Raw genomic sequence first — 20,022 nt, 5'->3', positions numbered from 1 at the left:
TCGGCGCGAGTTCTCGCAGGGGTTCCGAAGCCCAACTCGTCGTCCGGTTCCGCGAACTGTTCCCGGGAACAACCGGATGGTCGAATCGCTGTCTCGGATGCCAACGACGGAACGCCCGCTGACGCGTAAATCTATGTGGCGTGACGCCGCGGCGACGAACAGTCTGCGGCGGTGGCGAATCGCGCTCGTGCGCGGACTCCGTGTCGCGCCCGCATCACCATGGATGCGCTCGAAGCATTCCCAAGAGACAGGATCCGCAATGTTCCCCGCACCGCGCTCTCCGCATTGTCCGTCCGCAGCCTGCCGGCACCGCCCGTGCAATTGCATCCCTTCGGAAAAGGACGGTTCACGGTGAGGAGCATGATCGTCGGACTGGCAACGGCATCCGCGCGGAATCAGATCGACGCCTGCGCCGAGTTCATGGGCATCGCGGGATCGGTTACCACCGTCGCCGCCCTGCCCGAGCTGTTCGAGGCTCACCGGCGGGCGCCGGCCGACCTCGTCGTGGTCGACCTCGTCTTCACCGGCACCGATCCGGTCGTGTTCACCAGTGCCGTCCACGCCGAATGCGAGTACACCGAGGTGGTGCTCACCGGCGCGATCTCACCGTTCACCGCCTCTCGCGCGATGGCCTCGGGTGCGAAGGCGCTGATATGCGGTTTCAGCGCCGAGCCGGACCAGCTCACCGCCTCCGTCGCACGCTCGATCATCCTCACCTACCCGGGCGCGGTCCGCGCCGCCGCCTCGATCCCCGTGCAGGCCAGACGAACTGTGCGCGAACGGTTGACCGACCGGGAAGTCCAGGTGCTGCGGGCCATGAGCGAGGGCAAATCGAACGTGCAGATCGCCGCTGAACTGTTCTTGTCCGTGGACACCGTCAAATGCCATGCCAAGCGATTGTTCCGCAAACTCGGTGTCCACGACCGCGCCCACGCCGTCGCCGAGGCCTTCCGCTCCCGCCTCATCTGCTGATCCCGGCGCGCCCGAGCACGTGGGCTGCCGCACGAAGCCCGGGGCGCGTCGACCTGCACGTTGCGCCGTCCCGCTCGGCTGTTTCCTTCGCTTGCATGGCAACGAGAGGCGACGGGGCGAAGCGTGCGCCATTCTGCCAGCCGGAACCGGGATCAGCGAGGCGGAATACCGGCGGGATACCGGCAGGAATTCGGCGGATCTCTACCATGCGTTCCGCTGGAAAGTGGTTCTGACCACGGGAAACGCCGGTATGGGCGATCCGCGGCTTGCGGGGTTCGCGCGCCGGTTCGTCGGCCTCGGCGCCCTACGATGGCACCATGGCTGACCGAGGGTTCGACGCGCGAAGCAGTCTCCGTCCGCTCCGACTGCGGGCGATGATGACGCAGGAGGAACTCGCCTTGAAGGCGGGCGTCGGCATCCGCACCATTCGCGACATCGAGTCGGGAAAGGTACGGCCGCAACCGAAGACCTTCCGGCTGCTCCTCAAGGCACTGGGACTGCGCGACCAGGACCGGGCGCTGCTGACCTACACGTCGGGCCGCGAACTGCCGGTGGCCCGGGAGCTGCCACGCGAACTCGTCGCGTTCGCCGGCCGGGAACGGCATCTCGGCGAGCTCCTCGCCGCCGTCGACGACGGGGCCACCGTGGTCGGCGTGCACGGCATGGCCGGCGTCGGGAAGACCACCCTGGCTGTCCAGGCCGCCCATGCCCTCGCCCCGCGGTATCCGGGCGGTCAGTTGTTCGTGGACCTCCACGGCTTCACGCACGCCGACGGCCCCAAGCCGAGCCTGGAGTCGGTGCTGGCGCGGGTGCTGCGGTCCCTGCACCTGGACCAGCGGGACCTCCCCGCCGACGTCGACGAGCTCACCGCCCTGTACCGCAGCGTCCTCGCCGGCCGCCACGTGCTCCTGGTACTCGACAACGCCGCCGGCGCGGAGCAGGTGGAGGCACTGCTGCCCGGGACGGCGGACGGGCTCACCCTGGCCACGAGCAGGCACGACCTGGCGTCCGTGCCGGACGTCGTCTCGGTGCTGCTGGAGCCGCCGCCGATGCGCGAAGCGGTCGCGATGGTCAACGCCGCCACCGCGGGCCGGACCACCGATGCCGAGGCGGTCGCGATCGCGGAGCGCTGCGCCCGTCTGCCCCTGGCGATGGGCCTGGCGACGGCACGCCTGCGCAGCCGTCCACTATGGCGTGTGAAGGACCTCCTCGAGCGGCTCGCGGACGAAGACCGGCTGCTCGACGAACTCGGCACCGACCACCGCAGCGTCGCTGCGGCTCTGCGAGCCTCCTACCGCGAACTCGATGCGCCCCACCGGCGCCTGCTGCGGCGGTTGAGCCTGAGCCCCGGCGACGACGTGGACGCCTACGCCGCGGCCGCTCTCTGCGACACCGACGCCGACCGGGCCGCGGCGATGCTGGAGTCGCTCGTGAACGTCCATCTCGCCGAGACCCGGTCGTCCGGGCGCTACCGGCTGCACGACCTGGTGCGGCTCTTCGCATCGCAGCTCGCGGCATCCGAAGAGGACCGAAGCGAGCTCGACGACGCGTTCGGCCGGCTGCTCGACGTCTACATGCACTTCGCGTACCAGGCGGCGAGTCAAGCGCAGTCGCCGTACCAGCGGATCTTCGCCGACGAGCTGAAAGCGCACGACCTCGGACTCCCCGGCTTCGCCGACCCGGACGACGCCGTCTCGTGGTTCCGGGCCGAGCGCGAGAACCTGGCGGCCACCATCGTCGCGGCCGTGCGCGCCGAGCGGCTCGAATCGGCCTGGCACCTGGCGTCCGCCTTCAGCGCATTCCGCTGGTACGACGGCGACTCCGAGCATCAGCTCGCCATCAACCGGACTGCCCTGGACATCGCCCGCCGACTCGGCGACGAGCTGAAGCAGGCCCACTCGCTCGGCGACCGCGGACGCCATTTCACCGTAGCCGGCCGGAGCGCGGAGGCGATCGACTACCTCAGCTGGGCCGCCACGCTCAGCCAGAAACTGGGCGACGTCGCCGCCGCAACGTGGGCGCTCAGAAATCTCGGCGTCCTCTACCGACAGTCAGGACGGTTCACGGAAGCGCTCGACGTCTACCGCTCCGCATTCGAAGTGGCCGAGGCCGCCGCCGACACCACGGCGATCCTGCACATCCGCTCGAACATGGTCGTCCCGCTGCTGCGCCTCGGACGACACGAAGACGCCGAACGCTGCCTGGTCGAGTCCGAGCGGCTCCTGGACGCCGGCGACGACTACAACGCCAGCCGGATCGAGAACTTCCGCGGGATCTTCGCCCGCGAGAAGGGCGATCCGGCTGCGGCGCTGGCGATCCACACTGCCTGCCTCGATCGCTGCCGGCAGAAGGGGTTCCGTGAAGGGTTCACGCCGGTGCTCATCGAACTCGGGGAGGATCTGCTGAGGCTCGGGCGCGGCGCCGAAGCCGTCGCGCACCTGAACCAGGCGCTCGAACACGCCGAGGACATGTCCTATCAGTCGCTTGAGCGCTCCGCCCGAAACGGCCTCGGTCGCGCGCTCACCGCCTCGGGTCGCCCCGAGGAGGCGATCGGACACCACGAGCGCGCAGCGGCCCTCGCCGAGTCCCAACAGGACGCTTACGAACTCGCCTGCGCCCATCACGGCCTCACCGACGCCCACCGGCTCCGAGGCGACCTCTCGGCCGCCCAGGAGCATTCGCGGGCAGCGGCCGCAGGATACGCGCAGTGCGGTGTCCCCTCGGTGCTCGCCGAGTGACCCCACCGGGGCTTGTAGCGGTGGTGTCTCGTTGGTCGGGCACGCTCTTGGCAACCGTCGCCCCTCTACCAAGCTCCGAGCACACCACGGGAACAACGGCCCGCGCCCGCGCAATCCGTGGTTCCCGGACCGACTGGAGTATCAGCTGTCCGGGTCTTGTGGGTCAGCCTGGTCGCCGAGTGCGACCAGGATCGTTCGCAGGGCGTCGATCGCGGTGCGGGCCGTTTCGGCCGGCACGGCTTCGAGCAGCGCGGCCTGCGCTCGGCTGGCCGCTTTCACGGCCGCCTCGGCGTCCTTCACGCCTTGCGGCGTGAGGACCACCCAGGAGCTCCGGGCGTCGGACGGGTCGGGCTCCCGGTCGATCAGGTCCGCGGCGGCGAGGCGCCGCAGCAGGTTGCTCGTCCCTCCCGAGGACAGCAGGAGGCGCTGCGACAACTCGGAGGGGCGCAGCCGATAGGGCTCGCCGGAGGCTCGTAGCACGGCCAGGATCTCGTACTCCGCCTTGGTCAGGCCCAGGCGGGCCAGCTCGGTCTCGACCCGCTCGCCGAGCAGCGCGGAGAGCCGCGCCGCCCGCTTGCCGAGCTCCAGTTCCGAGCCCACCACGCCGGGGAGCTCTTTGCGCCACGCTTCGGCGATGGCGTCGACGGTATCCCTGCTCACGAAGTCATCCTACCCGGACTTGCACCAAGAAAGCTTTCAGTATATCTTTGTAGAAAGCTTTCTATGGAGGTAACTCATGAGCATGCTGCTCCGCAATGGTCACGTGGTCCCCGGCGACGGGAGCGCTGAGCTGCCCGACACCGATGTGCTCATCGAAGACGGCGTCATCACCGCCATCGGGAAGGACCTGCCGCACGTCGCGGACACCCGTATCGACGCGAGCGGCAAGGTGGTGATGCCCGGGCTCGTGGATGCGCACCGCCACGTCTGGCAGGCACCGCTGCGCGGCGTCGGCGCAGACATGACGCTGCCGGACTACTTCCGGCTGATCCTCGGACGCGCCTTGTCGGCCTACAGTCCCGATGACGCGCGGCTGGCAGTGCTGCTCGGAGCGGCCGAAGCGCTCGATGCGGGCATCACCTCGGTCTTCGATTGGAGCAACACGACTGTCACGCCCGAGCACACCGACGCGGTGGTGGACGGTTACGCCGCTGGCGGGTTGCGAACCGTTGTCGGCCACGCGGCCCCGTCCGGCGAGGCCGACCTGCAGCGACTGGCCGCCATGGACGGTCTGGTCACGGGCGGCCTGGCGATCATGGGACCGCAATACGGGTCCTGGGAGGACGGCGTTCGCGAGATCGCCGCGGCCCGAGAGTTCGGCCTGCCGGTGTCGATGCACGCGAGCGGCGGACCGGGCTCGCCGTTCCCGCGGATGCATGAGGAGGGGCTGCTCGGGCCGGACCTCAACCTCGTCCACATGAACGCCATGACGCCGGTCGAGGCGCGCATGCTGGCCGATGCCGGCGTCGCCGTCACGGTCACTCCAGTGGTGGAAGCGACCATGGGCCACGGCGTCTCGGCCTTCGGCACCTTCCTGGACGCCGGAGGGCACGCAGCGCTCGGCACCGATGTCGTCGTCAATGCGCCCGCAGACTTGTTCGAGCCGATGCGCGACACGCTCCGATTCGAGCGGATGCGGTCCGGCACCATGTATCCGGCGGCGCAGGTGCTGTCGAACGCGACCCTCCACGGCGCCCGGTCGATCGGCCTCGGCGGCAAGACGGGCTCGCTCGAGGCGGGCAAGAGAGCCGACGTCATCCTGGTCGACGGCCTCAGCCACCCGAGCGGCGGCGGGGTGGTCGCCTCGCTGACGCCGGCCGACGTCCACACTGTCATCGTCGACGGTCGCGTCGTCAAGCGCGACGGCCGCCTGCTCCACCTCGACCTGGCCGCACTCCGCACCGCCGGTCTCGAACTGGCCCGTCGAGCGCTCGCCTGATCAGGCCGTTTCGGGGGACTCGAGGAGGTTTCGGAGGATGACGGTTGCGGCTCCGACGGCGGCCGCCTGTGTGACGTCAGGTGCGAGTTCGACCTGGACGGTGTGGACGTGTCGCATGAAGATCGCCTCATCGAGCACGGTCTGCAGGGCGTCCCGGTAGACCGGGCCGATGCCGGTGAACGCCCGCCCGGCGAGGACGACGCGGCCGATGTCGAACAGGTTCACGAGCGTGACGGTCGCGACCGCCAGTCGCTGGGTGGAGGTGTCGATGAGCTCGGTTGCGGATCGGCCGCCTTGGAGGGCGGCGCGGCCGATCGACAGGAATGCGGTGAGCGGGTCGGCAGCGCGTTCGATGCGGTCGGCGAGGTCGGGGTCCGCGAGGGCCTGCTCCACGATGGCGGTCGGCCCGGCGACCCGGTCGAGGCAGCCGCGGTTGCCGCAGTCGCATGGAGCCCCGAGCGCGTCGACGAGGGGACGGTGCCGACCTCGTGGACCATGCCGAGTGCGATGAGCTTGCGGACGGTGTGCGTCATGGTCGCCGCAGTGAGGCCCGTGGCCTCGGCCAGTTCGACGCGGCTCACGGAGCCGCGTGCGCGAATGAGGTCCAGGACCGCGGCCAGGGTCGGCATGCGCGTGTTTGCCCCGAACGAGCGCAAGGCGGCCTCCTGCTGGGTGAATGCTGCAGCCGGTGAGCGGCTGGGGTCACTGTACTGGATCGGGGGAGTCCTCGGATTTTCGCAATTCTGCGGTGCGCCCGGGTTGCGCCAGCACGCCGACGACATCGGCTGGCGGCACGTCGTCATCGACCCGCTCGACCTCCGCGACGTCGCCTCCGCCGATCTTGCGTTCGCATCCCCCTACGGCCGGTACGAGGTGTCATGGCGCCGAGCCGAAGACGGCATCCGGCACCTGCGCTACGCCGCGCCGCCCGGTGCCGTCGTCGAGGTTCGCGGACACCCCGGGCAGCCGCTGCGGGTCGAGGAGGCGCAGCCCGAGTACGGCGGAGCCGTACTCGTCGCAGAGTAGGGTCGAGACGAAGCATCATCGGGCACCGCGGCGCGCCCGTGCAACTCACCGACAGGAGCAGCATGGCCGAGCAGGAGTACTCGCGGCCCCGTCCGCGCCGGCGCCGCGAAGGCATCACGATCCAGGACGTCGCCAACGTCGCGGGCGTGTCGATCGGCACGGTCTCCAGGGTGCTCAACGACCGCAACTGGGTCAGCCCCGCCACCCGCGAGAAGGTCGCGGAGGCGGTCCGCAAGACCGGGTTCACCGCGAACGCCCGCGCCAGGGCACTGGTCATGCAGCGCACCAACAGCGTCGCCCTCATCCTCGGTGCGGCTCCGACGGCCCTGTTCGAGGACCCGAACTACGCGCTCGTCCTGCAGGAGGCGAGCCGTGAACTGGCCGAGGCGAACTACTCCCTGGTCTTCCTCACGGCCGCCAATACGGCCGAGCGCGACCGCGTCGCGGCGTTCATCCGCGCCGGTCATGTTGACGCCGTCATGTTGGTCAGCCCCGCCGAGAGCGGACACGACGCACTGCTCGACCTGCTCGAGTCCCGGGCCCTGCCGGTCGTCGTCTGCGGCAACCCCTTCGCCGAATCCCGCCGGCTGGCCCTCGTCCACACCGACGACGCCCCCGGTTGCGAAGCACTCGGCCGCCACTTCGCCGCCCAGGGCTACCAGCGCACGGCCGTGATCGTCGCCTATCCCGAGACACTCGGCCCGCGGCAGCGCGTCGAGGCCTTCACGCGCGGTCTCGGTCGCGATCTCGTCCACATCGAACCGGCCGCTCGGTACTCGCAGGCGGACGGGTACGCCGCCATGACGGCACTGCTGGACGCCGGGCACGAGATCGACAGTGTCTTCGCCACTTCCGATCTGCTCGCCGCCGGCGCGATCGAAGCCGTCCGCGCCCGCAGCCTGGAGGTGCCCGATGACATCGCCGTCGCGGGCTTCGACGACTCCGCGATCGCCTCCCGGACCGTCCCGGCCCTGACCACGGTTCACCAGCCCGTGGCGGCGGTCGCTCAGGCCATGGTCCGCGAAGTGCTGCAGGCCATCGAGGGCACCGAGGCCACGACACGAATGCTCCCCACCGAGCTGGTCGTCCGCGAATCCGCCTGAGCAAGACGAGATCGCCATGGACGCCACGACCTCGACCCTCGTCGTCGCCGACTTCACTGGCACGGTCAACCCCCACGCGAGCCCCGACCTGTTCGGCCTCTCGAACGAGCCGAGCAAAGACCATGCCGCAGCGGTTTATCCGCTCCTGCAAGCCGCAGGATTCCGGTTCCAGCGCGGGACACTGCACGTCAACCGGCTCTTCGACGAGCCCTTTCCCGATGCGACCCTGGGGGACTGGCACGCGAACGCCGGTGGCATCCGCGAGAGCGAGAACTGGGACTGGCGCCCGCTCCACTGGCTCGACCACGCCGAACGGCACGGCATCCGCATCAGCTCAACCTGCTGCACACTCCGACCTGGCTGTCCCACAACGGATCTCCAAACGGCCTCCCGCTGGACTGGGACGCCTGGCGGCACCTCATTCGCACCGTCATCGAGCGCTTCGGGGACCGGATCGACTCCGTCGACGTGCTCAACGAGCCGATGACCCCGGTCATGATCGATCCCCTGGACCCCAGCTACAGCTCCAGGAGGCCGCAGCCGCCGATCTGTCCGTCCATACCGCACACGCCGTCCGAGAGGTTAGCCCCGACCTGGTCGTCGGTGGACCCGGCGAGGACCGGCGCGGCGGTGAATTCGGGTCCCTCGGCACGATCCTGCGCGACCCTCGCGTGAGCGCCGCCGACCTCTGGTTCGTCTCCTACCACGCCTACGACCCACATCCAGGACGCCGCCTGGAACTCGACGCGCTCGACGATCTCCTCGACGCCGCGGGGCGGCCCCGGCTCCCGGTCTACCTCAACGAGTGGAACCACAACTACTTCGGCGACACCACCGCCCCGGAGGTCAAGGGCGAGCGCGCCGTCGCCTTCGCCGCACGCACGCTCATCGACCTCGCCAACGAACCGCGGCTGGCGGGGGCGGCGTTCATGTCGGCACTCCCCGGCAACGTGCCCGCCGACCCCGACCAGAACACCCCTGGCCTCGTGATCGCCCAGGCGATCTACGACTGGCACGGCGACCACGCGGTCCTCTGGCCGCAGGCCCGCGCCTTCGCGCTGTTCAGCGTCGGCATGGGACTAGGGGAGGGGGCCTTCCGCACGTGTCCCGTCACCGTCTCCGACGGCACTGCGGCGCTCGCCTTCATCAACCACGAGAACATGGCCGGCGTCGTGATCGTCAATGACGACGCCGAGCCGCTCGCCTGCCGCGTCGAGCTCCCCACCATCACGGCCACCGCGGGCGACCTGTGCGCCACTGAGTCGGGCGCCTCCGCGTCCGGATTCCAGTGCGACCGAATCGTTCTGGCACCGACGCCTGGCGGTGCCCGAGTCGTGCTCACCATCGCCCCGTACTCCGCGACAGGGCTGCTCTGCTCTTAGCAGGCGTTCGCTCGCCGCCCCGTGCAGGTGGTGGCCGGACCGTCCGAACCATGACATCGAAGGTCTTGACTATAGTGATTTGTATCGATATTATCGACTTCGCTGAAAACGTTTTTAGTACAGCTGGTCGACTCGGACCAGGACTGCGGCCGCACTCCTTGGCGTCGGCTCGCCGTCCGACGGCACTTCGCCGTCACTTCCCTCACGTCCTCCATGAAGGAGTCTCCATGTCCTTGAACCGAAGAGCCCTATTGAGCCTGAGCGCGGCCGGAGCGGTCGGGGTCGGCGCGTCCCTCCTCGGGACGGGGTCGGCGCTCGCCGCCACCGCGCCGACCAATCCGTTCCCGATCGGTGTGCGCCAGTACAACTGGACCCGCGGCTCCCGCCAGGTCACCACCTACGTGTACTACCCCGCCGCCACCGGGACCCCCGGCGGCGCCCCGGTCACCAACGCGCCTGTCGCCAACGGCGTGTTCCCCATCTGCGAGTACACGCACGGCTCCGGTGCCAGCCCGCAGCGCGCCCAGGAGCAGATCCGCCCGCTGGCAGCAGCGGGGTTCATCGTCCCGGCACCCGTTTTCGGCTCGAGCATCGGCGAAGCGTACAACGGCAACCTGTCCAAGGACGTCTCGGAAGTCCTCACGCGCACCATCGCCCTGAACAGCGGCAGCGACCCGCTGGCCGGCCACATCAACACTGCGGCTGTCGGTGTCTCCGGCTACTCCATGGGCGGCATGACCACCCACGGGCTGCTCACCGCCTGGCCGGACTCCCGCATCAAGGCCGCGGTCCCCGTCGCCTGCGTGGACATGGGGAACCCGGGTGGCACGGTCAATGCCAACGTCCTGTTCATCCACGGAGACCAGGACACCGTCTGCCCGCTCTCCTCCGCCCGGCAGGCCTACGCCGAACTGTCCTCCCCGAAGGCGTTCCTCACCTTCGTCGGCGCGGACCACGGCGGCACCGGATGGGGAGCCACCAACGGTGTGGCCATGAGGACCTGGGTGGACTGGATGCGCTGGAGCCTGTACGGCGACACGGCCGCCCGCGACCGGCTCCCGGCCGACGCGACAGGATCCGGCGCCAGATGGGAATCCTCGCTCGGCAGCACGCCGACCGAGCCGGGCACCTACCGGCTGATCGCGCAGCACTCGGGGAAGTACGCCGACATCAACGGGATCTCCACCGCTGCCGGGGCGCTGCTGCACCAGTGGTCGGGCACCGGCCGCACCAACCAGCAGTTCCAGTTCGTCGACGCCGGCGACGGCCACTTCAAGATCAAAGCCAGCCACTCGGGCCTGGTCCTGCAGGTCGCGAGCAACAGCAACGGCGCGGACATCACCCAGCAGGCCGACACCAACGCCCACAGCCAGCACTGGCGCCTGACCGACCACGGCAACAACGTCGTCAGCATCATCAACCGCCAGTCCGGCCTGGCCATGGACGTCTACGAGCGGTCCACCGCCGACGGCGCCCGCATCTCCCAGTACACCCCCAACGGCGGCACCAACCAACGCTTCACCCGCCAAGCAGTCTGAGCCGCAACACGATTGGAACGATTCACTCCACCAGGTGCGGCGGCATCGAGCGCTTTCCCAACACCCAGCGCCGATGCTGCCGCACCCAGGTCATCGCGAAGTAACGCGAACGCCATCGCATATGCGCCGGCAGGCGAGCTGTTGTCAGTCCCTAGTTGACGGTCCAGTGCTGGTTGGTGCCGCCGTGGCAGTCCCACAGGATCGCCCTGGTCCCGTCCGCGTTCCCTGCGCCTTCAGCGTCGAGGCATTTGCCGTTGACGCGCAGTTCATTGGCGGCGGTGCGGGTCCAGTTCTGGCCGGCCCGGCTGGTGCTGCAGTCCCACAACTGCGCTTGCGTCCCGTTCGCAGAGGACGCGACATCGATGCAGCGGTTCGACGCCGCGCCCACGATCGATCCCGCTTCGGGTTCGCCCGGTCCGCCGGGGCCGCCGGGTTCGAAGCCGCAGGTGTGGTTGTAACTGGCGACGCCGGTGTTGTCGGCCAGGGCCGGGCACATGAACTGGGTGTAGCGGGTGTCGTTGTCGATCCAGATCTTCAGCCAGGGGATGACGCGGCGGGTGACCTCGGTGTTGCCCCAGGTCGGGAAGCCGTGACCGCCGCGGGTGAGCGAGACGTACGCGGCTTCGGTGGTGGCGGGCTTGGAGTTGTAGAGGGTGGTGATGGACGAGTGGGTGACCGTGCCGTCGTCGCGCGCGCCCATGAGGAGCGTGGGCACGTGGACGTTGGACATGTTCTGGGAGAACGAGGCAGGAGCGAACGGAACCGCGGCCTGCAGGCTGGGGCGGTTCATCGCGGCGTTGATCGCGCCGCCACCGCCCATGGAGTGACCCATGACCCCGAGCCGTGTCGGGTCGACCCGGTCGCGGACCGAGCTCTCCTTGGTGAGGTAGTCGAGCGCGGCGAGCAGCTGGGTGCCGCGGGCGTTGTCCCAGTCGTTGGGGCTGTTGGTGTCGATGCCGATGACCACGAACCCGAACGAGGCGAGCCAATGGCCCATCCAGGCACCTTCGGCGGCCCAGGTGGCGGTGTAGCCGGGGACTACTGCGATCGCGCCGAACGTGCCTTGGCTCGTGTCGGTCGGGTAGTAGATCTTCCCGTCCTTGAAGCCGTGCCCGCCACCGACGGTGATCTCAGCGGTGGCGAACGTGCCGCGTTGCGCCGCAACGCTCTGCACCGTCGGGTTCGGACCGCGCTCGTACGGGTTCTGCTGCGCGGACGCCGGCTGGGCGACGACCAGGCTGGTCATCATGGCGGCGAGCGCCGTCAAGATGGCCAGCGCGAACCGTTTCGGCCCTGGCCGGTTGAAAACTTGACTGCTCAACAAATCCTCCTGTAGGGACAGACACGAGGAAGCTGCTGCCGGTGGTGCGCTCGTATGAATGGATGTTTTGACATATGTCAATACGATGTCCAGCGTAGGTGGGCTCGGCGCCCCGGGGCAAGGGTCGGGCAGGAAATTTTTATCGATCGAGTGCCGCAAGTCGGCTCATAGCGCCCCAACGGATCAAGCATTCGCGAGGTGATATGAGAAAATTATCCACATATGAACACAGAATTCGGGCGCTATGAGGTGGTTGCGCTCGCATGAGAACGCAGCTATGCAGCAAATCCCTATATCGATATAGGCCATCGCCTGGCAGAACACCGGTTACAACCAGCCGCCGCACCCGAGCTTCTACATCGGCAGTCGCCCCGCGAGCGCCAGCAACCCGAGGGGTATGAGCGATCCGGAGAGTTCCTGCCGCTATTCCGCCGGTATCTCGCCTCGTGAAACCCATGTCCTGTAGGCAGACTGATCGGGGTGGCTCATCGATGCCATCCACTATGCAAGACAACTTCGGAAGCTCCGCTAGAGGAACCATTGCATATGACGGACAGCATTCCCGGTTACACCCTGACCGGTCACCTCACACCCCGCCAGCAATCGATCCTGCTCGAGATGGCAAGAGGACTCAGCTACTCGCAGATCGCCAAGTCGCTCTTCCTGTCGACGAGGACGGTGGAGCGGGAGGCGACGAGACTTGCGAAGACGCTGGGAGTCCAGGGTCCGGTGGCGGTCGGGGCACGGGCGTACGCCTTCGGCATCCTGAAAGACGAACACCTCCTGGGGCCGATCGAAATCAGTGGTCTCGCAGCCGGGGAAAAAGCGGCGGGATCCCGACAGGATCTGTCGGGATCCCGCCAACCACAGCGCAAACCATTGCCTCGCGGCTGACGGTTGACCACAATTCAAAGTCCGGTCGGTTTCGACTGGAACCAGAACATTTCGAATGCACCAAGGAGGTCTCATCATGAAGATCAAGAAGCGCGAGACTCAGAAGCCGAAGACCAACATGGCCGTCATGTACTGCTACAAGGCCCCGATGTAAAACCCTTGCGGAATCTCGGAACCCGCGGTCGCTACGACGCGGGTTCCGAGATTCCGCACCCTGAAACGTCGGAGGAAGGCAGAGCCAATGCCGTCAATCAGTGTCAAGGCATCGAGTCGGATCCCGTTCAGCGGCGCGAGGTCGTTCGTTGCGCATCCGCTGGTGGTGAACATGATCGGAGACGAATGCGCTGTTTACCTGCGCTCCGTGTCGCACAGTTCGCCGGGTGTTGAACTCTCGCTCAGCGACGCGCAGACTCCCGGAGACCAACTGCGTTTCTACACCAAGGAACGGGTGATCAGAGGACTGGTCTACATAGGCGACCAACTTGCCGGCCAGTACGAGGACGGTATCACAGTGGAGGTCGATGGTGCATTGAGCGAAGCCGACCACGACTTCTTCGCCGCGCTCGAAAGTGGTGGACTGCTGCTGGAACTCGAACCGGGTCGGCAGTCATACGCCCGGCCGCTCGAAGAGGAAGACGCCGCCTTCGAGAGAACAACCATCCTCATCGAGAAGCAGCAACTCGACGAGTCATCCATTGCTCATGAACTCGATCGCCTACTCGCATACGGCGATTCATGGTCGGCCGTACAGCTGGCGAGGACAGTGGGGGAGTCCGGATACGAGCCCGGTCCCAAGCTCGCCACTTCGATGGCATTGGCTTACGGCCTGCAAGGCGACAGCGGCGAAGCCGAGCGCCTGTTCAAGATTTGGGAAGACGAGGGCGGGATCGAGGCCGCTCGAGCCAAGTACAGCCTCGCAATGATGTACGCGAGGCATCATCCGACCGGGCGGCTCGACGACCACGCCGCTGGCCGGTACCTCCAAGAGGCACACGAGATTCTGACCGATCTCGAGCAGACCAAGGCCGTCGTGTACGAGACCGTGTTCAACCGGAACGGATACGCCCTCCTGCTCTTCCGGTGGGGTCGCTACGACGAGGCCGCCTCGCTGCTGGAACACGGCATCGCCATCCTTGGTGAAACGGAATGGGATGGGCAACTCCATCAGACGGTGCTGCTCAACAACCTCGGACGCGTATACGGGGCCTTGGGACGACCCGATGACGCGGAACGGACCCTCAGGCAGGCTGCGCTCCTCGATCCGCTCTTTGCCGAGTACTGGCAGGATCTGGCATCATTCCTGTGCGACCACGAACAGCTCGAAGAAGCCTTCGCCGCCGCCACCGAGGCCAGGAAGCTCGATCCGGCGATCACCGGCGCGCACGAGCTGTACGCGTACATCTCGGAGCGACTCGGGAGAACCGACGCGGCTGTCGACGGATACACCGCCGCGTGGACACTCGGGTCGGCACAGGCGGGTCTCGCACTCCTGCGACTCCTGAGCGACTCGGACAGGCACGTCGATGTGCTCGAGATCTGGCGCCGCGTTGCCGCCTCACTTGAGTCTATTGAGGACCGATCGGAGGCGGAACTGATCGGCCTCGAAGCAGCATCCTTCGCCGACCCGGAAATCGATATCTTCGACAACCTGCTCGCCCTCCAGGCGAAGTACCCGGAGAGTGCAATCGTGACGGAGAACCTCATGGCCGCGAGGAGCCGGATCAGTTGAGCACGAACCTGAATCTGGACCATCGAACCTTCGCGATGCTGATTTCCGGGCGCCGGGGACCGAAAGCATGGAGTGGGTTCTTCCTCGCGCAACGCCGCAGAACCATCGCCGTGCTCGTCTTCGGCGCCTGCGCGGTGACCGCCACCATCTTGATCCCGGTCGGGTTCTCGCATTTCAGCGACTCGATCAGCCAATCGGAAGGCATGCTCGCCAGCGGCCTGGGACTCATGGTCGCCGTTGTCGCCAGCTTCGTCTTCGGCTGGTTCAAGGAGCGGTCGGAACTGCGACTCGTCTTTGGAACCAGGATGCTGGCGTTCCGCTCCTTCTTCGACGATGCCATGCGAGGCCGTTCGGGCCGGAGCGTGAACCTCGTCGGCGAGTTCACGACCCACCCACCGCAAATCAGCCAGGTCAGTTACGTTCTCGACTTCGGGCTCAGCCTGGCACAGGCGGTGGGCATTGCCTGCTACGTCGCAGTCGTGTACCAGCTCGTCGGCTGGATCGCCCTGGCTGGACTCGTGCTCGTCACCGCGGTGTCGGTGCGACTCGTCCATGCGGTCGGCAAGGTCTACGAGAAATTCATCGCCCTCGAATCGAACCGGGTCGAACGGATCCGGGACATCAGCACCTCGGTGCACGCCTTGCGAAACGCCAAACTCGACCGGTTCATCTCCGGCTGGATGCAGCGTGCGCGGGAGCGGCAGGAACCGGTGCTCCGTGAACGGGCGCGGCTCCAAGTCCTCAACGGGATCGTCTCGACCACGGCAGTGCCGGTCGTAGTCGGCATCGCCGCCATCGCCACGGCCGTCGGCCTCGGCGGTTCCCTCATCTCACTTGTACCGCTCCTGGTGGCTTCCACCCTGCTATACAGCGCTCTGCAGGAAGTCATCGTGAACTACCGGGTGATCCGGCTCGCCGTACCCATGCTCCGAGCCTGGGACGAGCGCCGGATCGAAGCGGACGCGGACGACCACGTCCGGAGCGTGCTCCCCTCCGATCCCGGCGTCACCTGGATCTCGATGGTTGACCATCCGACACTCGCAGCGGTGTCGGCCGAAGCCATGCGCTCGGCTGTCGAGGCAGACCACGGATGGATTCCCGCCGACCCGCGCCTACCCGCAGCGGTAGCAGCCGACTGGTACGTCACGCTGAATGATGCCGAGCGCGATGCGTTCCACGAATGGATCGAGGCTCTCGAACTGCCCGGCGACCTCCACTTCGACGTCGACGCTTCCAGAATCGAAACCTTGTCCCGAGGCGAGCTTCACCGGCTCGCGATCGCCGCAGTACTCGCGACGACCGAAGGACCCTGCGTCCTGGACGCCGAATGCCTGGCCGCCCTCGATCCCGGCGTGCGCGCCCGCGCGACCAGGAACATCACCTCACGCGGCCGCCCGCTGGTCCTCATCGGCGGCGATCTCGCCGGCCCCTGTGCCGACCGGAGATACGCCGCATCACTTGACAACGAGGAGTTGAAGCTGGAAGCACGTCCCCTGCCGACGCTCTCCCCGCTCTCCGATGAGACGGCGGTCGATCGCCTTCCCGACATGGAATCGAGCGAATCCGAGACCGGTGCGGGCGACCCGGTCTTCCCCTCGCCGACACCGACAGTCCGCGGGTCGGTGCGGATCTGGACAACGATATTCGGAGGCGCCGGGGCTACGGTGATCGTCGTCGCGGCGCTCGCGAGCGCAGGACTCGCCGTATGCTTCCCGGTGGTGCTCAACGCGGTCGACGGAAGCGCGCCGCAGCAGCGCGCCCTCCAGATCGGACTGGTCACGGCCGGAATCCTCAGTGTCGGTCTCGTTGCGTTGGGGCTCCAGTTCCACACCCCGATCAAACGGATCACGCTGCTGCATCGCCGAATCGGCGACCGGCTGAAAGGCATCGCCGGGCCGCGGCGCACTGGTGAACTCGTCGGGAGGTACGGCGAGGATTTCTCAGCTCTGCAGATGGAAGCACCAGGCCAGCTGGTCGCCGCGTTGGCGATCTGCGCCGAGGTGGGCGTCTTCGCGATCGCCGCGGGGCTCGGCAGCCCCCTGCTGCTGCCCATCATCGTCATGGTCCTGCCCGCGGCGTGGTTCGTCTACCGCCGCGGGGAGCGCCGCCTGGTCGCGGCGACGACGGCGCAGGCGAAGCAGCGGGGGCATTTCCTGGACGACGCGACGGCGATCCTCGGCGAGCAGCTCATCGCCGGCAACGCCTCGATCCGCGCGGCCGCGGGGACCACATACGCCAGAGCAGAAGCAGGACTCGAAGAGTCGTCGATCAGCGTCGTGACGGCAATGATGCGTCGGCGCACTGAGCTCCAGTCGGTCAGCGTCCTAGTGCTCATCCTCGGGCTGAGCGCATCCGCGTTGCTGTCCGCGTTTGGCGGTGCCCTCGTCCCCGTCGTCCTTGCTTACTTCATCTACTCGATCGCCCTACAATTGCCGCGCCTGATCGAATCGGTGCAGCGCGTCAGCGTAGCCATGACCGCCGCCGAACGTGTGATGGCGCTCCTCGAATCCGCAGATGTCGACAAAGAACGCGAACCGGTGCACCACACGAGTGCGGTTGCCGAGATCGAAGCGGCATTGGCCGAGTCCGACCATTTGGTGATTCGGGTCGCCGGCCGCAGCGGTGCCGGCAAGAGCGTCGCCCTCAGGGCGCTGAATGAACGCCTCCCCAATGCGGACGTGTCGCTCATCGGGGACGACATCCCCGTCAAGTCCCTGTCCTGCAACGAGTTCCCCGCGCCGGAGCGGAGCACTGAAACTCGGACGCTCGGCGACCTCGTGAAGTCCGAGCGGCAGGCCCTCCTGGCCGAATACGCGATCGCGACTTCGGTGGGAGTGACCATGCTCGACGAGACGCTCAGCGCCATGAGCGCGAGCGATCAGGAACAGATGCTCGCAAGGCTTAGGGATATCGCAAAACAGGAGTCGCGATCGTTCGTGTACGTCTCACATACCGCGGCCGATTCCATCGGAGCCGACCGGACCATCCTGGTGGAGCGATGACAGTGCAACGGGCGCAGTGGAAACCGGTCGGCGCTGGCGACAGCCTGCCCCTTTACTCCTCCGAGTCTCTCTGGGAGACGATGGACGCCGTCCCGGTCAGCCGGCAGGGCGACCGCACCGCAGTGGTCTGCTCCAGTGGACCAGCGTGGCTGGCCGACGACGGGACCATCACGCCGGTCCGGCTTCCCGATGCGGTCGCGGACTGCGAAGAAGTGCATGTGGCGGCAGGGGCGATCATCGGGACCGACACCGGTTCGGGCCTCTACTTTGCAATGGCGGACTGGGACGGCGGACCGGTTCGGGAGTGTCGACGTACCGATCTCCCGACGCCGGAGGGCGAACCGTACTGCGTCGTGACCGGCGACCGCCTCTCTGTGGTCGACCCGGGAAAACAGCGCACCCGTGTGCACACGGTGCTCATCGGTGAGGAAGAGCTCAGCGCATGGGGTGTCCGCGAACTTCCTCCGCTCGGTGACTTCGAGATTGTCGCCGCCAGCCGCACACACGTCGCGGCACGCGTGAATCTCGGGCCGCAGGGCGATGCGGTCCGAATCTGGACGGCATCCGAGCCGGACGCTCTGGAATTCCGGTCCGCGTACGGGACCAGCGTCTGGAGCACTGAAGACGGCCGCCTGTACGTCGCCGTCCGCGGATCAGGTGGCGATTCAGTGGCGGTGATCGACGAAACCGGGCGGATGCGAACCTCACCGGCCCCCGGGAATATCGGGAGTCTCGGTGGTGACGGCCGGACGGTGCTGTGCGCGATCTTCGACGGTTTCCACGAATCGGTCCACCGGATCCATGACGGGCAGGGTGGTATCGGATTCGATCTCGTGGGCGAGGGCCCCGGGAAGAAGCACATCGGCGTCGGTTCCCCGATATGGCTGTCGCGCAGCACGGTTGACGGCATCCGAGTCGAAAGCGAGGACGATACGGCGGTCATCGATCCGGCGACATGGGCCCGGACTCCCCACACGAAGTACCTGGCGAGTCAAGGGGAAGAAGGGCCAAGGGCGTTGAGGATCACCGCGACGGACCGCCACCTCGGCACCATCGTCCATCTGCACGGAGGTCCTGAATCCTACGAGACGGACGAGCTCAGGTTCTTCGGACTGGCGCCGCACGCGGTTGCGCAAGGCTGGGACTGGCGATCGCTGAACTATCGGGGGTCGAGGGGGACCGCGCCAGACCATACGACGGCCGCCTGGAAGACCTGGCAGCGCTCCTCTATCGAGGACATCTCATGGGTGCTCGGGGAGATTCCGCGCGGACATCCGGTGATCCTGGCAGGTTGGAGCTTCGGCGCCGCACTCGCCTTGGCGGGCGCGTCCCGACTCCCCGTGGACGGCCTGATCATCGGCGGGACGATGGGACCGCTCGCGGACCATGTCCGCGCCGCATGCGCCGCCGATCCCTCCCATGAGACCTGGTTCGGAGACCGCTTCGACCTCGACGGCGACGACGGAGCCTACTTCTCGTACCCGGTCCCCGGCGATTCCGTGGATCTGCGGGTGCTGAGCTTCCATGGCGAGGATGACGAACACTGTCCTTACCACCTGTTCGCGCCGGTCCGCGAGCGATGGTCCGAGTCGATTCCTTGGACTCACCACGACCTGCGTGGCGGCGCGCACTACGCGGAATCGATCGACGACGTGGACCTCATCGTCGCAGAGACCCGACGCTTCATCTCCGGCTTCGCAGCTCCGTATACAACCGCGGAGTCTGACAATGGTGACGGTTGAGATCGTCTCCGCAGGAACGAGCACCGCGTCCGCCAGCACCGAGCTCGCAATGCGCATGTCCTCCGCGACTGATACCACTCTTCGGTTGCACGCGATCGAGGGAGAGTTTCGGCTACTCGATCTGAAAAGTCATGCCTTGCAGATGATGGAGAGCTTCCTCAACCGCAACAGGACTGCAGCTGTGGAGGATCTCGTTTCCCGCATCACCCGGGCCGACGCCCTGATCATCTCGACCCCGATTCTCAACGCAAGCTATTCACCGCTCCTGAAGCTACTGGTAGACATCATCGGACGCGACGACCTGAGAGGCAAGCCAGTCGTCCTCGCGGGAACGGGTGGATCCGACCGACACTGCCTCGCCCTCGACCTTTCTGTCCGGCCTCTTCTCACCTACATGAAATGCGCAGTGACAAGCACCTCGGTATTCAGCCGCGCACCACTCCAGCGCCTCGACGAAGAGCTGCATCAACGTATTCACCAAGCTGCCGAGGAACTGGCTGCTTCCATTGCCCAGAATCACCCTCGCCGGGTCCCCGGCGCCCAACCGGTGACAACCGCAGCCGGGTAGTTGGGACAGTTCTGCCGGCACGCTCCGGGCTGTCGGTGCGGTCATGCGCTATGATTGGTCAGTCGTCC

General features: G+C 67.2%; 16 protein-coding genes and 2 pseudogenes. 14 read left to right on the top strand and 4 right to left on the bottom strand.

What is annotated here, in order from left to right:
* The first annotated feature begins 360 nt into the window (after positions 1-360).
* Complete coding sequence (locus AB0I03_RS07500) at positions 361-972, top strand: response regulator transcription factor (RefSeq protein ID WP_360407979.1); 612 nt, start codon at positions 361-363, stop codon at positions 970-972.
* Between the two features lie 317 nt (positions 973-1,289).
* Positions 1,290-3,710, top strand: a complete 2,421-nt coding sequence (locus AB0I03_RS07495; protein ID WP_360407976.1) for a tetratricopeptide repeat protein — start codon at positions 1,290-1,292, stop codon at positions 3,708-3,710.
* A 141-nt stretch (positions 3,711-3,851) separates the two neighbouring features.
* Here the strand turns inward: AB0I03_RS07495 and AB0I03_RS07490 are convergent, their stop codons facing one another.
* Entirely contained in the window at positions 3,852-4,370 is a 519-nt protein-coding gene (locus tag AB0I03_RS07490) for a MarR family transcriptional regulator (protein WP_360407973.1), read from the bottom strand.
* Between the two features lie 145 nt (positions 4,371-4,515).
* Here AB0I03_RS07490 and AB0I03_RS07485 point away from each other — a divergent pair, with 145 nt between their 5' ends.
* A complete protein-coding gene (locus AB0I03_RS07485) occupies positions 4,516-5,649 on the top strand; it encodes an amidohydrolase family protein (protein ID WP_360407970.1) in 1,134 nt (377 codons plus the stop codon).
* Here the strand turns inward: AB0I03_RS07485 and AB0I03_RS07480 are convergent.
* Together AB0I03_RS07480 and AB0I03_RS07475 are read right to left on the bottom strand one after the other, a co-directional pair.
* A pseudogene (locus AB0I03_RS07480) lies at positions 5,650-6,105 on the bottom strand (ROK family protein); the annotation flags it as partial.
* A gap of 47 nt (positions 6,106-6,152) precedes the next feature.
* Positions 6,153-6,278, bottom strand: a pseudogene (locus tag AB0I03_RS07475) (winged helix-turn-helix transcriptional regulator); the annotation flags it as partial.
* A 130-nt stretch (positions 6,279-6,408) separates the two neighbouring features.
* Between AB0I03_RS07475 and AB0I03_RS07470 the strand changes: the two are divergent.
* The 5 genes from AB0I03_RS07470 to AB0I03_RS07450 all read left to right on the top strand — a co-directional run bounded on the left by AB0I03_RS07470 (position 6,409) and on the right by AB0I03_RS07450 (position 10,698).
* Complete coding sequence (locus AB0I03_RS07470; protein WP_360407967.1) at positions 6,409-6,675, top strand: alpha-L-rhamnosidase C-terminal domain-containing protein; 267 nt, start codon at positions 6,409-6,411, stop codon at positions 6,673-6,675.
* A gap of 62 nt (positions 6,676-6,737) precedes the next feature.
* A complete protein-coding gene (locus AB0I03_RS07465; protein ID WP_360407964.1) occupies positions 6,738-7,778 on the top strand; it encodes a LacI family DNA-binding transcriptional regulator in 1,041 nt (346 codons plus the stop codon).
* A 16-nt stretch (positions 7,779-7,794) separates the two neighbouring features.
* Positions 7,795-8,265: a hypothetical protein gene (locus tag AB0I03_RS07460; protein ID WP_360407961.1), complete on the top strand. Its 471-nt coding sequence runs from the start codon at positions 7,795-7,797 to the stop codon at positions 8,263-8,265.
* Positions 8,266-8,449: 184 nt separating this feature from the next.
* Positions 8,450-9,160 (top strand): hypothetical protein, encoded by a 711-nt coding sequence (locus tag AB0I03_RS07455; protein WP_360407958.1) that lies wholly within the window; start codon positions 8,450-8,452, stop codon positions 9,158-9,160.
* 227 nt (positions 9,161-9,387) lie between these two features.
* Positions 9,388-10,698: an RICIN domain-containing protein gene (locus tag AB0I03_RS07450; RefSeq protein ID WP_360407955.1), complete on the top strand. Its 1,311-nt coding sequence runs from the start codon at positions 9,388-9,390 to the stop codon at positions 10,696-10,698.
* Positions 10,699-10,849: 151 nt separating this feature from the next.
* Here AB0I03_RS07450 and AB0I03_RS07445 read toward each other — a convergent pair whose 3' ends face one another.
* On the bottom strand, positions 10,850-12,019 hold the full coding sequence (locus tag AB0I03_RS07445; protein ID WP_360407952.1) for a ricin-type beta-trefoil lectin domain protein: 1,170 nt from the start codon (positions 12,017-12,019) through the stop codon (positions 10,850-10,852).
* Between the two features lie 307 nt (positions 12,020-12,326).
* Here AB0I03_RS07445 and AB0I03_RS07440 point away from each other — a divergent pair, with 307 nt between their 5' ends.
* From AB0I03_RS07440 to AB0I03_RS07415, 6 genes are all read left to right on the top strand, one after another.
* Positions 12,327-12,485: a hypothetical protein gene (locus AB0I03_RS07440; RefSeq protein ID WP_360408149.1), complete on the top strand. Its 159-nt coding sequence runs from the start codon at positions 12,327-12,329 to the stop codon at positions 12,483-12,485.
* A gap of 80 nt (positions 12,486-12,565) precedes the next feature.
* Positions 12,566-12,913, top strand: coding sequence for a helix-turn-helix transcriptional regulator (locus AB0I03_RS07435; protein WP_360407949.1), 348 nt, complete (start codon positions 12,566-12,568; stop codon positions 12,911-12,913).
* 241 nt (positions 12,914-13,154) lie between these two features.
* Positions 13,155-14,642: a tetratricopeptide repeat protein gene (locus AB0I03_RS07430; protein WP_360407946.1), complete on the top strand. Its 1,488-nt coding sequence runs from the start codon at positions 13,155-13,157 to the stop codon at positions 14,640-14,642.
* Positions 14,639-17,644 (top strand): hypothetical protein, encoded by a 3,006-nt coding sequence (locus AB0I03_RS07425; RefSeq protein ID WP_360407943.1) that lies wholly within the window; start codon positions 14,639-14,641, stop codon positions 17,642-17,644. Before AB0I03_RS07430 ends, AB0I03_RS07425 begins: the two co-directional genes overlap by 4 nt.
* Positions 17,645-17,646: 2 nt before the next feature.
* Positions 17,647-19,386: a hypothetical protein gene (locus tag AB0I03_RS07420; RefSeq protein ID WP_360407940.1), complete on the top strand. Its 1,740-nt coding sequence runs from the start codon at positions 17,647-17,649 to the stop codon at positions 19,384-19,386.
* On the top strand, positions 19,373-19,954 hold the full coding sequence (locus AB0I03_RS07415) for an NAD(P)H-dependent oxidoreductase (protein ID WP_360407937.1): 582 nt from the start codon (positions 19,373-19,375) through the stop codon (positions 19,952-19,954). Before AB0I03_RS07420 ends, AB0I03_RS07415 begins: the two co-directional genes overlap by 14 nt.
* The last annotated feature ends 68 nt before the right edge of the window (positions 19,955-20,022 follow it).

It is taken from the genome of Glycomyces sp. NPDC021274, assembly GCF_040641195.1.
Lineage (GTDB): Bacteria > Actinomycetota > Actinomycetes > Mycobacteriales > Micromonosporaceae > Glycomyces.
Note: the sequence above shows the minus strand (reverse complement) of the source record. Positions and strands in the feature narration are given on the sequence as shown.

Coding starts and splice junctions, on each gene's coding strand:
- AB0I03_RS07500 (WP_360407979.1), top strand. CDS start 361: ATGATCGTCGGACTGGCAACGGCATCCGCGCGGAATCAGATCGACGCC.
- AB0I03_RS07460 (WP_360407961.1), top strand. CDS start 7,795: ATGGACGCCACGACCTCGACCCTCGTCGTCGCCGACTTCACTGGCACG.
- AB0I03_RS07450 (WP_360407955.1), top strand. CDS start 9,388: ATGTCCTTGAACCGAAGAGCCCTATTGAGCCTGAGCGCGGCCGGAGCG.
- AB0I03_RS07430 (WP_360407946.1), top strand. CDS start 13,155: ATGCCGTCAATCAGTGTCAAGGCATCGAGTCGGATCCCGTTCAGCGGC.
- AB0I03_RS07415 (WP_360407937.1), top strand. CDS start 19,373: ATGGTGACGGTTGAGATCGTCTCCGCAGGAACGAGCACCGCGTCCGCC.
- AB0I03_RS07465 (WP_360407964.1), top strand. CDS start 6,738: ATGGCCGAGCAGGAGTACTCGCGGCCCCGTCCGCGCCGGCGCCGCGAA.
- AB0I03_RS07435 (WP_360407949.1), top strand. CDS start 12,566: ATGACGGACAGCATTCCCGGTTACACCCTGACCGGTCACCTCACACCC.
- AB0I03_RS07495 (WP_360407976.1), top strand. CDS start 1,290: ATGGCTGACCGAGGGTTCGACGCGCGAAGCAGTCTCCGTCCGCTCCGA.